This is a genomic window from Erysipelotrichaceae bacterium 66202529 (assembly GCA_017161075.1).
Taxonomy (GTDB): Bacteria; Bacillota_I; Bacilli_A; order Erysipelotrichales; family Erysipelotrichaceae; genus Clostridium_AQ.
Genome location: CP046174.1, coordinates 1,601,659 through 1,615,552, shown reverse-complemented (window position 1 = coordinate 1,615,552; position 13,894 = coordinate 1,601,659). Strand labels below are relative to the sequence as shown.

9 protein-coding genes, 2 rRNA genes, 1 pseudogene and 1 riboswitch are annotated in these 13,894 nt (G+C 45.8%); of the genes and pseudogenes, 2 read left to right on the top strand and 10 right to left on the bottom strand.

Annotated features, from left to right (window positions below):
• Positions 1–515: 515 nt before the first annotated feature.
• Together GKZ87_07605 and GKZ87_07600 are read right to left on the bottom strand one after the other, a co-directional pair.
• Positions 516–767, bottom strand: a pseudogene (locus tag GKZ87_07605) (hypothetical protein).
• 370 nt (positions 768–1,137) lie between these two features.
• Positions 1,138–2,451, bottom strand: a complete 1,314-nt coding sequence (locus GKZ87_07600) for a polysaccharide deacetylase family protein (GenBank protein ID QSI25358.1) — start codon at positions 2,449–2,451, stop codon at positions 1,138–1,140.
• Between the two features lie 127 nt (positions 2,452–2,578).
• Between GKZ87_07600 and typA the strand changes: the two genes are divergently transcribed.
• A complete protein-coding gene (gene typA, locus GKZ87_07595; GenBank protein ID QSI25357.1) occupies positions 2,579–4,414 on the top strand; it encodes a translational GTPase TypA in 1,836 nt (611 codons plus the stop codon).
• A gap of 165 nt (positions 4,415–4,579) precedes the next feature.
• Here typA and GKZ87_07590 read toward each other — a convergent pair whose 3' ends face one another.
• Positions 4,580–4,972: a hypothetical protein gene (locus GKZ87_07590; protein QSI25356.1), complete on the bottom strand. Its 393-nt coding sequence runs from the start codon at positions 4,970–4,972 to the stop codon at positions 4,580–4,582.
• A 186-nt stretch (positions 4,973–5,158) separates the two neighbouring features.
• Positions 5,159–5,274: riboswitch (FMN riboswitch) on the top strand.
• Positions 5,275–5,357: 83 nt separating this feature from the next.
• Between GKZ87_07590 and GKZ87_07585 the strand changes: the two genes are divergently transcribed.
• A complete protein-coding gene (locus GKZ87_07585; GenBank protein ID QSI25355.1) occupies positions 5,358–5,972 on the top strand; it encodes an ECF transporter S component in 615 nt (204 codons plus the stop codon).
• 67 nt (positions 5,973–6,039) lie between these two features.
• Here the strand turns inward: GKZ87_07585 and GKZ87_07580 are convergent, their stop codons facing one another.
• The 7 genes from GKZ87_07580 to GKZ87_07550 all read right to left on the bottom strand — a co-directional run bounded on the left by GKZ87_07580 (position 6,040) and on the right by GKZ87_07550 (position 13,754).
• Positions 6,040–6,489 (bottom strand): GNAT family N-acetyltransferase, encoded by a 450-nt coding sequence (locus GKZ87_07580; GenBank protein ID QSI25354.1) that lies wholly within the window; start codon positions 6,487–6,489, stop codon positions 6,040–6,042.
• Entirely contained in the window at positions 6,486–7,211 is a 726-nt protein-coding gene (locus tag GKZ87_07575) for an ABC transporter permease subunit (GenBank protein QSI25353.1), read from the bottom strand. The genes GKZ87_07580 and GKZ87_07575 overlap by 4 nt, the downstream gene beginning before the upstream one ends.
• Positions 7,208–7,819, bottom strand: a complete 612-nt coding sequence (locus GKZ87_07570) for an SOS response-associated peptidase (GenBank protein ID QSI25352.1) — start codon at positions 7,817–7,819, stop codon at positions 7,208–7,210. Before GKZ87_07570 ends, GKZ87_07575 begins: the two co-directional genes overlap by 4 nt.
• 17 nt (positions 7,820–7,836) lie before the next feature.
• Positions 7,837–9,342, bottom strand: coding sequence for a tetratricopeptide repeat protein (locus GKZ87_07565; protein QSI25351.1), 1,506 nt, complete (start codon positions 9,340–9,342; stop codon positions 7,837–7,839).
• A gap of 74 nt (positions 9,343–9,416) precedes the next feature.
• Entirely contained in the window at positions 9,417–10,262 is an 846-nt protein-coding gene (locus GKZ87_07560) for a hypothetical protein (protein ID QSI25350.1), read from the bottom strand.
• 419 nt (positions 10,263–10,681) lie between these two features.
• Positions 10,682–10,795, bottom strand: a 5S ribosomal RNA gene (rrf, locus tag GKZ87_07555).
• 50 nt (positions 10,796–10,845) lie between these two features.
• Positions 10,846–13,754, bottom strand: a 23S ribosomal RNA gene (locus GKZ87_07550).
• Between the last annotated feature and the right edge of the window lie 140 nt (positions 13,755–13,894).

Below are 13,894 nucleotides of genomic sequence, written 5' to 3'. Positions count from 1 at the left end.
AGGACTGCCCAGCTGTTTTGTTGCTTTACCAGCAGCATATGCACAAAGCTGCAGCTCCATCCCGCTTTTGTCAGGCGCAGACATGCCTGTTCAGCAAATACTGACAGCTCTTTTTTCTCCTCTTTCCGTATAACCAATCCATTGCATTGCATCGCCTCTATTCTGATATTCCCCTGATGATCCAGCAGTGCCTCCCATACATAAAGGGGTTCCTTTTCCGCTGGCAGCAGCATGTCGTGACACAGATTGACTGCCTGTAGCAGCTTATCTTTATCCTGATATACTCGCAGTCGTTCCTGCTCTGGTGTATACAGAGAGATTGACGTTGCAGACTCCATCAGCCGCATCAGCTGCTGCCTGGAGACAGCACGCTGTGCCGGAAATAAAGGAAGACCGCAAGCCTTCATCCATGCCCGCCGTGTACCGATGTCCAGATACCGCTGCACTTCACTAATCCTGCTGCCGCTGGTAACATGAAAATCTGTTCGCAGCCGTGCATCCACAAAGCAATTCGCCTCCTGAAAGGATTCTATGCCGTGAAGTCTGCCATAGCGATATATGAAAAACGCTGCCGCACGCAACATAGCATCATATGATTGGGATTGTTGTATTTGTATATAATCCTGCAAAGCATGTCTGACCTCGATCCGCAATTCCTCATACGGTACATAACCGATTCCCAGGGTATTGATACCGTTGAGCTTCAATCGGTCGCAGAAGTTCCAGTTTGTCGCAGGAAATTGCGGGGATATCACAAGAAAATTCATATATTCCCAGCTTTCTCTTTTGTATATTATACCATATATAAAACAGATTTGAAAGCCTTGTGTTTTTTTCTTTCTGAAAAGAAATGAAAAAGACCAGCTGCGTATACGCTGATCTTCCCTGCTGAAACTGCTGTGTTTTCATGGTGATTGTTTTCCTGAATTACCTGAATTTCTCCGGATTTTACAACCGGCACATCTGTAATCCTCCCCTGCCTGTACCATATGCATACCGCTGATTTTGGGTGTATAAAGCTTCATATAACTCACACATAAAGCACACGCATACTTAATAAAGCAAAGCATCTGCTAGATTGATACGCATGCGGAAATGCACTTACGATGGCTCTGCTCCTTCTGCTTCCTGCTTTAATCAGGAATGGCGCACATGCTTGCTGTAGGTATACAGATCTGACACCGTTACCAGCTGATACCCCTTTTCCTGCAGGCGTGGAACCAGCTCTGAAACTGCAGCTGCGGTTGATGCATACAAATCGTGCATTAAGATAATATCTCCATCCTGTACCTGCTCAAGCACGCGCTCCACTACGACCTTCGCATCACGGTCATGCCAGTCTCTGGTATCCAGTGACCAGGTCACGATGCGCTTACCCTTTGCACATTCCATAACCGTCTTATTTTTACTGCCATAGGGCGGCCGGATCACATCCGGATACCGGTGGGTAATATCATAAATGGATTCCTGCGTCGCTATGATCTCCTCCTCTATATTTTCCTTTGACAGTGTGGTCAGCTGCTTATGCGAATACGTATGATTTCCGATTTCATTCCCCTCCAGCACCATCCGCTGCAGGATATCCGGAAAATTATCCGCATTGCTGCCAAGGACAAAGAAGGTTGCACTGGCTCCGTACTCCTTTAATACATCCAGAATTGCAGGCGTATAGCGCTTGCTTGGGCCGTCATCGAAGGTAAGCGCAATCATCGGCTTTTTCGGGTCAATATTTTTTACCGGCTCATTTAAAATATCCTCATAGGGAACAATCGTCTGCTGAGCTTCCTTCTTCAAATCCATCGCATCCTTGAAGACATCATAGCCACACTCAAAGCTCGCTGCCTCATCAAACAACGTACCCTGAGGAAAATAAAACACCATTCTGTCCTTTTTTAATACAAACCGGTCGAAATTTTCCTCCACTGCCGATATATGGGAGCGGAAGCGGTCATTATCACATTCCGAAGGGAACCGCTTCTGAAAATAATCGGATGCCTTAGCGGACAGCTCCTGAATCCTGTTCGCATCAAAAATATCATACAGATGGATAAAATCCTGCTTCTTTGTATCATACACGATGGTTTCCACAAACTCCTGCTTCTGGTAGATGCATTGATAAATCATCAGCTTAATCGAAACATAGCGCTCATCCTTATAGAAGGACTGCCAGGTGATATTAAACTCCGCCTTTCGTTTTTCCTTATATGGCTTAACAGCAGTCAGGAAACGCTTTTGATAACTGTCTACGATATCCTTGATTTTTTTATCCAGCTTGGCAATGTCTGTTTGCGGATACATAATACTTTCCAGATAGGTATCCTTATATTGAATATCCTGTACGGTCGTTCCAATCTCCTGATTTGGATTTCTGTTCTCATCCAGCTCCTTCCTATTACAGCCGCATAAAAGCAGCAGACACAGGAAAGGGCATACAATACGTCTTACATTCATGAATTATCACCTGCTCCTTCAAGTATATGGAAAAACAGGCGAAAATAATGCATTATTATGCGAAAAAAATTGTAATTCCCTCGATTTCGTATTATCATTATAGTTGGTCTAAAAGGTGGAATTGAATATGAATGAAAAAGAAAAGATTATAAATATCGCGGTCATTGCCCACGTCGATGCAGGAAAGTCTACTCTGGTAGATGCCTTCCTTCGTCAGAGTGATGTATTTCGCAGCAATGAAGAAGTTGTCGACTGTGTTATGGACAGCAATGATCTGGAACGGGAACGTGGTATCACCATCTATTCCAAGAACTGCAGTGTAATCCATGATGGTGTAAAAATCAATATTGTAGATACTCCTGGACATGCGGATTTCTCCAGTGAAGTAGAACGTATCATTAAGACCGTTGATGCTGTTATTCTGCTGGTGGATTCCAGTGAGGGTCCGATGCCGCAGACACGCTTTGTATTAAGCAAGTCTCTGGAAATGGGTCTTCGCCCGATTCTGTTGATCAACAAGATCGATAAAAAGGATGCCCGTCCGCAGGAGGTTGTGGATGAGGTGTATGAGCTGTTCCTGGATTTGAATGCCACGGATGCACAGCTTGATTTTCCAATCCTGTATGGTATCGCCAAGCAGGGAATCGTACAGTATGATATGGATACGCCAAGTGATTCCATTGAACCGCTGTTCAAAACGATTCTGAAGCATTGTGAAGCATATCCGGATCTCGATGAGGAACCGCTTCAGATGCAGATCAGTGCCCTTGGTTACGATGAGTACATTGGGCGTCTGGGAATCGGCCGTATCTATCAGGGTGTGTTAAAGGCACAGCAGAGTGTTGTTATCTGTGATTCCTTTGGACATGAGCGTACGAACACGACCTCGCAAATTTTCGTATACCGCGGGTTGAGCCGTGTTTCCGTGAAGGAAGCAAGAAGCGGTGATATCGTGGTAATCGCAGGTATTCCGGATATCATGATCGGTGAAACGCTGTGCGAAAAGGATCATATCATGCCGCTGGAAAGTATTCATATCGAAGAGCCTACCCTGAGTATGAATTTTATCGTCAACAAATCACCATTTGCCGGTAAGAGCGGAAAATATGTGACCTCACGAAACCTGAAGGAGCGTCTGGAAAAGGAGCTGGAAGTCAATGTTGGATTAAAGGTTGAACCAACCGACAGCGGTGACTGCTTCAAGGTCAGCGGACGCGGGGAATTACATATCTCTGTCCTGCTGGAACAGATGCGCCGGGAAGGCTATGAGGTTGCGGTTAGTAAGCCGGAGGTCATTCTGCATAAGGATGAAAACGGAAAGACGGTAGAGCCGGTAGAGGAGGTTGTTGCTCTGGCTCCGGAGGAATACAGCGGAACTATCATCAACAAGCTGAATCTAAGAAAGGGTGTCATGGTGGACATGGTGGAAGAAAACGGCTACTGCCGTATCACCTATGAAGCACCAACCCGAGGACTGCTGGGATATCGCAGTGAATTTATCAATGATACCCGTGGAGAAGGTACTCTCGTTCGCCGTATCAAGGGCTATACGCCATACAAGGGTGAAATTACGCAGCGTTCCAATGGCGCCATGATTTCTACGGAAACCGGAAGTGCGATGACCTACGCCCTGTGGAATCTGCAGGAGCGCGGTACTCTCTTTATCTCTCCACAGACAGAGGTATATGAGGGTATGATCATCGGTGAATCTGCACGTAATGTGGATATGGATGTCAATCCGCTGAAGAACAAGAAGCTGACTGCAATACGTTCTAGTGGAAACGATGAAGCGATGCGTCTAACGCCTCCTAGAGAAATGTCACTAGAGGAAGCTCTGGAATGGATCAATGACGATGAGCTGGTGGAGATAACGCCGGACAGCATCCGTTTACGCAAAAAAGGTCTGAAGCCGCATGAGCGCCGTCAGTATTACCGTGAACGCGTGCAGGATGAAGTGAAGTAAAAAAACAAAAACGCCGATATGGCGTTTTTTCTATATCGTGATGCAGGGTAAGAAGTTGAAAAGCTCGACAAGGGACATACGCTGATTCATAAAAAAACTGCCATGGGAAGTCCTCGTCCGTTACCTTTATTGAGGCTATGGACAGGGACCCTTTTGGCAGTACTTTTACGTACGCTTATCAAATTTTGTCTTACATTTCGGACAGGTGATCGTAATGGTACCTCTCCCCTTTGGTACACGCAAGCGCTGCTTGCAGTTTGGACAGTTATAATATTTATGAGTCTTACGATCCTGAAATTCACGCTTCTTCGTTCTCCATGTATTCTGAATCGGATAAATTTTACCCATAAATTTTGCATTTTCCTGTGCCCGCTTATACGTATTTTTACTCAGAATACGAAACCAACACCATACGATCAGCAGCAACGCCACATAAGTGATATATGGAATGCGGAAAGCGGTACCCACAATGGTGATTACAAAATACAGAATCAGTATCGCAAAAGACAGCTGATCCACTCCTGTTCTTCCACGCATAAAATTCTGAAACCATTTCATATCTCAAAACTCCCTTCGATTGTGACATATTATATCACGTTCTAATTCCGATTTCCACGCCTCCCGTGCTTTTACGACAATATCACACAAAAAGCCCATGTTTGTATGGATTCCTGTTTATTTATGCCTGTCAGCATAAGGCATATTGGTTGACGAATTGCAAAAAGACTGCTATGATATACCCGACAAAAACTTCAGGGTCGGGTGAAATTCCCAATCGGCGGTAAACCCCGCAAGCCGAAAGGCAGGAACCGTGTGAAACTCCGGTGGCGACAGTATAGTCTGGATGAAAGAAGTTAAAGTTTTTTCGATATGTCCCTAAAGGTTTTTGTTGAAAACCTTTTTTCTTTTGAAAAAAGGCTGACAGAGACAGGAGGAATCGTATATGTCAGCATATGTTTCAACAAAAAGCAGGATGAGTGTTCACACCATCGCCAAAATCAGCATACTGGGAGCCCTGGCCTTTCTGGTCATGATGTTTGAAATCCCTCTCCCCTTTGCCCCTGCATTTTACAAGCTGGGATTTGATGAGGTCATCGTATTGATTGGAGGATTCGCCCTTGGCCCATGGGCTGCCGTCTGCATTGAAGCATTGAAAATCGCTTTGAATCTGATTATCGGCGGAACCATAACTATGGGAGTTGGAGAGCTTACCAACTTTCTGATTGGACTTGCCTTTGTACTACCGGCTACCCTCATGTATCAAAGAGAGAAAACAAGAAAGCACGCATTATATGGATTGATTACAGGTACAATCTGTATGACCGTTCTGGGCGGTCTGTTAAATTATTTTGTTATGCTGCCGGCGTATGCCTTTTTTATGAACTGGCCACTTGATCAGATTATCGCAGCCGGTCATGCAGTAAATCCAAATATCAACGGTCTGCTGGCACTTGTTCTGATGGCTACCACCCCGTTTAATCTGCTGAAGGGCATCCTTTGCAGCATCGTTGTCTTTCTATCCTATAAAAAAGTATCCCCTGTGATAAAGAAGCAGTAAATAAAAAAAGGCTTTCGTACGATCCGTGCATAATTATGCTATATGACGGATAGAAAACGAAGGCTTTTTATATATATTTTTTAAAATTCATCTGACGCTTTTCACATACATAACCGTTTCTCTCATAAAATGCATGTGCCTGTTTCCGCTGTTCACCGGATACCAGCCGAACCATGCAGGCATTGCTATCCCTTGCCCAGCGCTCTATGCTATGCAATAGACTGCTGCCGACTCCCTGCTGCTGGAAGGCAGGATGTACAGCAATCCCCAGTATATCCTTCATAGGTAAGGAATATAAAAGCTCATAATCCTGTGCATGAACATAGCCGACAACCCTGTGTTCAGCTACAGCAACAATGATACAGTGCTGCTTCATTTCAAGCAGACAAGCCAGCTGCCGCCTTGTATCCTCTAATGAGCAGGCATAGCCCAATACCTCCTCATTCAGCTTCTGTATGGCTGCTGCATCTGCCATTCGGGCTTTACGAAGCTGCACTGCATGTTCATCCTTCCTCATATCTTATGCCCCGCCGCAACATGCAGTACTGCATCCATAAACAGCAAAATCAGAATGATCCAGCCAGTCCATGCGAATACACCGGTCATATCTGAGGTTAAACGGCATATATTCATTTGACGTCCGATTCCCATCTGTACCTGTCCCATGATTTCTGACATAACGCCTACCTTAAAGGTCAGAGAAATCCCATTCGACAGCGATGCCTGTATGGATGAGGATAGAAGTGGAATATAGACACGGCGAAGCAGATACAAACGCCCTTCCGGATACAGCTGAATCACCTTTTTTAGATTTTCATCCATATGCTGTAAACCACTGAATAAGCTGCTGTAAATCGTTGGAAAGATGATCAGAAAGCTGACAATGGCAGCACTGCTTTCCGAACCAAACCATAAAAGAATAACAATGATATAGGAAATGTTGGGAACACTGCGGGTAAGCAGAAGAACAGGATAAAACAGATCGTGAAAGATATGAACCCGATACGATAGATAAGCACAGCCTGCCGCAAGAATAAAAGCTGCCGCAAGCCCTCCCCATGAACGTATCAGCGTCACCAGGGTGCTTTGATAAAACGTTATGGATTGCAGCTGTGCAATCATCAGGCGAAATACATCCAGCGGATAGGGTATAATAAAATCATTGTCCATCCATACTGCAAGCAGCCACCAGAGCAGGAACAGGAAAAAAGCCGATGACAGAATCCTGACCTGCTTCATTCCTCATCCTCATCAAACAGCGACAGCTGCTTTTTTTCTTTCTTTACGGCTCCTTTTCCCGCCTTATCCACCGCTGTAAATGTCAGACGCTCATTATCGACCTGAAATTCCAGTTCATCCTGTAGATATAAAGGAATCTGATCCTCAAACATCAGGATAGGAGTGCGGTCATGCACCTCCTTCATCAAACCATGAGATTCACCTGTCACGATTACAAATTCCTTTTGTTCATTAAAAATACCTGCCAGATAAAACAAAGGTACATCCTCTCGCTGAATCAAAATTTTCTGCTTTTGCTTTCCAACCTTGACCCATTCATAAAACCCATTGCATGGAATCAGACATTTCTGTGAAAGCATGGAACGAAAGGTTTTTTTCTTATCGATTCCCTCACTTCTGGCATTGATCAGCTTCCCATAAGGGCCCTGGATTCCCCAATGCATGACATCCAGTGCATATCCGTCCTCACCGCTGACAAGCACCAGTGCGTCATTACCGGGAAAAACCTCCTCTCTTGCATACTCGAAGAGTGCCTGCTGTTCAATTTTTCGCTTCAGCCTTGCGAATTCCGGCAATTCTCTCAATTCAAAAAAATATCTTCCACACATATGCGAACCTCCTGTACCTATGCCTGTTCCTTTTGTCCCCCCAGCAGCCTGAGCAGATGTGATATCTCCTTTTCGATCCACTTCTCGTTATATCCCAGCTCTAACGCCTTCTCATAATGCGTAAGTGCCTGCTCGTATTTCTTTGTTTCTGTATACAGCTCCCCAAACGCAGAATGCAGCCATCCGTCATTTCTTCCCAGCTGCTGTGCCTCCAGCAGATACGACAATGCGGCATCCAAATGATTCATACGCAAATGACACCAGCCCAGCATGGAGCTGTATAACGGATTCTTCGGCTCCAAATCATATGCCTTTTTAAAACAGCGGGCTGCCTCCTCATATTTTTGCAGCTGTGTATAATTCCAGCCCAGCTCGCTGAAATTCCATGCATCACTTCCATGGCGATTTATACGCTCATTTAAAATTTCGATTGCTTTCTCCGCCTCATGATTCCGCCCCAGATTCCATGCATACAAATCATACATTTCCCGGCCTTCCTCTCCATGAGACAGACAAAACTGGCAGGCCTCAATAGCTTTTTCATATTCATGCAAATCGCTGTAGCATCGGGCATAGTGAAACATGAGCCATAGATCATCCTTTTTATTCACACTGGCACGATCCAGATAGCGCAGCTTCTTTTTCATATCCTGCTGCTTGTGCGCAATCCAAATCATTTCCTGATAGATCCAGTAGGTATCTGTTTCCTTTTGTACAGCCTTTTCAAAATACTCCAGTGCTGTATTGTATTGCTCATCCGATTCTTTGATCCTATTAAGGGAACGGTAAACATCACCGAGCAGGGTGCGCTCGCTGGTATCATCCCTTCCCAGCTCTAGTGCCTTCAAGAGATGAAGAAGTGCTTCCTGCGGTTCATTCTTCTGTGAATACGCATAACCAAGCTCATACTCCTTCCAATCCTGATAATGTGGATGCTGGATTTCCTGCAAAATATTGATTTCCTTATCATATTCCCCGCATGCCTTATAAAACCTTGCCAAGTCAAAGCGTGCATCCTCATCCGGCAGAATATGATAGCTTTTTAAATAATAATCCTCTGCTGTTTTCTTATCTCCGGCATGATAATACGCCTCTGCAGCCTGTGATAACAGCCAGACATTGCGTGTGTCGTCCATAAGACCATTTTCAAAGTATGTTATTGCCTTTTCAAAATTTCCCTGCTGCTTATAGCACCATCCAATTTCACCATGCAGCCATGGCTCATCAAAGCCCAGCTCCAGCGCCTTTTCCAAAGCCTTTAAGCCATCATCGCTTTCCCCCTGCCGATCTAGCGAAAAGCCTAGCTGACTATACATCCAGCCATCCTCCGGAAAATAGACAAGACCCTTTCGTAAATATATCTCTGCTTCCTGATAGCGCTCCATATGGTTTAATATCCACCCCATATTTCCATAATAGAATGGCTCCTCTGTCGCATACAGTTGATGCTGTTCCAGTAATATACGCGCATCCTCCAGCCTGTTTTGATCCAGCAGCTGCATAAATTCTTCCTTGTAATCCATAGTCTGCACCCCTCTTATGATTATTATACTATACTTTCCAAATGAAAAAAAGAAGGCCAGGATGGTTCCTTAGCCTAAAACAGCTGCAATACAACGCCGCTGATAACCGCTGTCACAAAAAGTATTGCGAAGATTCGAAGGATATCTCTTTTATTATCATACATGCGCAGCAATACGAGAAGTCCCAGGCCGGCGCTTGTAATCAGACCGGCGGTAAGTGCCCCGAAGGAGAGTACACCATCCATAAACAGCTGTGCCAGAATGACACTGGCTGCGCAATTCGGGATAAAGCCGGCAAAGGCTGCCAGTACTGGCTGCAGATAAGACCCTTGTGCAAGTATGGTACGCAGGGTGTCCTCACCTATATAATAAATGAAGACAGACAGTGCAAAATTCACAACAAAGACGAAGATAAATATTTTTATTGTACGCACTAATGCTATATAGAAAATAGAATGATGCTCCTCTATAGCTTCCTTTTCACATTCTGCATGGATATTGTGCAGCGGATGATTTTCCTTTAGCCGGTGACCACGGACTAAGATATCCACCAGATATCCGACAAGAACAGCAAGCACCAGCTTCACTGCGATGACAGACAGCAGGATATTGATCTGCTTTGGTTGCGCCACCAATATAGGAATTGCCTCATCACTTGTAGATATAAAAACTGCAATCAGTGTTCCCAAAGATATGGAACGATTCATATACAAACCACTTGCCAGTACAGAGAATCCACACTGCGGTACAATGCCCAGTACACCGCCAATCAGCGGGCCCAGTGCTCTTGCGGATTCTAAGTGCTTCTGGAAACGGTCATTGCTCTTATGTTCCAGGTATTCCATGAGCAGATACGTAAGAAATAGAAACGGTATCATTGGAAGTGCGTCATGAAATACATCCTGAAGTACATCCTGCATAAAATTCCTCCCTTCACATACTAGAGAATTTTACCATTCTTTCGTATTTTATACCAGTAAAACAATCATTCCTTGCCGATTGAGCATTTCTTTTTTTTCGTTTGCCTCTATATCAGTTGCATCTATTATATAAGGAACATCAAATATATACCAATTTTTTAAATGAGCAAATTCACTGCCACTAATTGCAGAGCCTTACGGTGGCTGCATTTTCAGGTAATAATGGCCCTTAGTATGCAGTACTTCGATTGCAAAGTAAAGTATACAAAGCATATTGCTTATATATGGCGAATTTCAATATACAGAATCATATGGGATACTAAAGCCTTTCATAATCTGTTGAAAAAAGACCCAATCATATAGAATAGTGGATCTGTCTTAATCTTTAAAAAAAGACCCATCCAAGGATGAGTCACTTTACCTGGCAGCGTGCTATCTTCACTGGAGCTTGTCCAGATATTGTCGCCGCTGATATGCTTAACTTCTGTGTTCGGGATGAGTACAGGTGTGTCCACATCGCTATCGCCACCAGATCTCTTTGAGGTCGTTCCCTCAAAACTGAATAACAGTTGACTTGTTTCTTTGTGATTAAGTCCTCGACCTATTAGTATCAGTCAACTCCATGTATCGCTACACTTCCATCTCTGACCTATCTACCTCGTCGTCTTCAAGGGGTCTTACTTCGTTTGACGAATGGGAGATCTCATCTTGGAGTAGGCTTCGCGCTTAGATGCTTTCAGCGCTTATCCCTTCCCTACTTAGCTACCCAGCTATGCTCCTGGCGGAACAACTGGTGCACCAGCGGTAGGTCCATCCCGGTCCTCTCGTACTAAGGACAGCTCTCCTCAGATCTCCAACGCCCACAACAGATAGGGACCGAACTGTCTCACGACGTTCTGAACCCAGCTCGCGTACCGCTTTAATGGGCGGACAGCCCAACCCTTGGAACCGAATTCAGCTCCAGGATGCGATGAGCCGACATCGAGGTGCCAAACCTCGCCGTCGATGTGAACTCTTGGGCGAGATCAGCCTGTTATCCCCAGGGTAGCTTTTATCCGTTGAGCGACGGCCCTTCCATTCGGCACCGCCGGATCACTAATCCCGACTTTCGTCCCTGTTCGACTTGTCTGTCTCACAGTCAAGCACGCTTCTGCATTTGCACTCGTCGATTGATTTCCATCCAATCTGAGCGTACCTTTGGGCGCCTCCGTTACTCTTTAGGAGGCGACCGCCCCAGTCAAACTGCCCACCTGACACGGTCCCTCACCCAGCTTATGGGTGCAGGTTAGAACTTCAATCAAACAAGAGTGGTATCCCAACATCGGCTCCTCGTATACTGGCGTACACGTCTCTTCGCCTCCCACCTATCCTGTACATCTTTGATCAAAATTCAATATCAGGCTACAGTAAAGCTCCATGGGGTCTTTCCGTCTAGTTGCGGGTAACCTGCATTTTCACAGGTACTAAGATTTCACCGAGTCTGCTGCCGAGACAGCGCCCAAATCGTTACGCCTTTCGTGCGGGTCAGAACTTACCTGACAAGGAATTTCGCTACCTTAGGACCGTTATAGTTACGGCCGCCGTTCACTGGGGCTTCAATTCATTGCTTCTCCTTTCGGATGACAAATCCTCTTAACCTTCCAGCACCGGGCAGGCGTCACCCCCTATACTTCGTCTTGCGACTTTGCAGAGAGCTGTGTTTTAGTTAAACAGTCGCTTGGGCCTCTTCACTGCGGCTCTCTTTTACAAGAGCACTCCTTATCGCTAACTTACGGAGTCATTTTGCCGAGTTCCTTGGCAACAGTTCTCTCGCTCACCTCAGGATTCTCTCCTTGCCCACCTGTGTCGGTTTTGGTACGGGCCGCTATGGAATTATCACTAGAAACTTTTCTTGGAAGCTGGCATCATGTGCTTCAGTACTTGCCCGAAGGCGTTCCCTTACCTGTCACATCTTACATCCCGCTGACGCATTTCACTGTCAGCCTGCTATATGCTTCGACCACAATCCATTTAGTGGCTCACACTAGCCTTCTCCGTCATTCCTTCATTTCCATCGCGGGTACAGGAATATCTGCCTGTTTTCCATCCACTACGCCTTTCGGCCTCGCGTTAGGTCCCGACTTACCCAGGGCGGACGAACCTTCCCCTGGAATCCTTGGGCTATCGGTGTGTAGGATTCTCACCTACATCTCGCTACTCACACCGGCATTCTCTCTTCCATGCTCTCCACCACTCCTTACGGTATGGCTTCTACGTGCATGCAACGCTCCCCTACCACTCAACTCTGAAGTTGAATCCGCAGCTTCGGTAGTATGCTTAGCCCCGGTACATTTTCGGCGCAGGGTCACTCGACTAGTGAGCTGTTACGCACTCTTTCAAGGATGGCTGCTTCTGAGCCAACCTCCTAGTTGTCTGTGCATCCCCACATCCTTTTCCACTTAGCATACATTTTGGGACCTTAACTGGCGGTCTGGGCTGTTTCCCTTTTGACCATGGACCTTATCACCCACAGTCTGACTGCCGAGTATATCTGTATGGCATTCGGAGTTTGATTATACTCAGTACCCCGGGATGGGGCCATCGTACATTCAGTGCTCTACCTCCATACGACTCTTCCTCGACGCTAGCCCTAAAGCTATTTCGGGGAGAACCAGCTATATCCGTGTTCGATTGGAATTTCTCCCCTAGCCACAACTCATCCGCCAACTTTTCAACGGGGGTCGGTTCGGTCCTCCATTCAGTTTCACCTGAACTTCAACCTGGTCATGGCTAGATCACACGGTTTCGGGTCTACATCATCGTACTGCCGCCCTATTAAGACTCGCTTTCGCTTCGGCTCCGTATCTTCTACTTAACCTCGCACGATAACGTAACTCGCCGGTTCATTCTACAAAAGGCACGCCATCACCCTTTAACGGGCTCTGACTTCTTGTAAGCATACGGTTTCAGGTTCTATTTCACTCCGCTCCCGCGGTTCTTTTCACCTTTCCCTCACGGTACTGGTCCACTATCGGTCACTTGGGTATATTTAGCCTTGACGGATGGTCCCGCCTGCTTCCGACAAGATTTCTCGTGTCTCGCCGTACTCAGGATACCACTAGGCTTCGCTAGACTTTCAGATACGGGACTTGCACCCTCTCCGGTCGGCCTTTCAATGCCGTTCTCTTAGCCATGCTCTTGCCATATCGTGGTCCTACAACCCCAGATCAAGATCTGGTTTGGGCTCCTCCGCGTTCGCTCGCCGCTACTTACGGAATCATTCTTATTTTCTTTTCCTCCGGATACTTAGATGTTTCAGTTCTCCGGGTACCTCCCGCATGAGCTATGTATTCACTCATCGGTGACAGCTCATTACTGCTGCCGGGTTTCCCCATTCGGATATCGACGGATCTTTGTGTACGTACCACTCCCCGTCGCGTTTCGCCGTTTGTTGCGTCCTTCTTCAGTTCCAAGTGCCTAGGCATCCACCGTACGCCCTTATTCACTTAATCACGATTAAGTTTTAAGCGTTCTTTTCTTGCTTAGGTTTTTGCTTGAGTTTTCTGTTTTGTTTAACTTTCTACTCGTGAATATCTATGTTCGTTTACAACTTTCGTTATAGACCTTCATATGTCTTCTGTTATTCAGTTTTC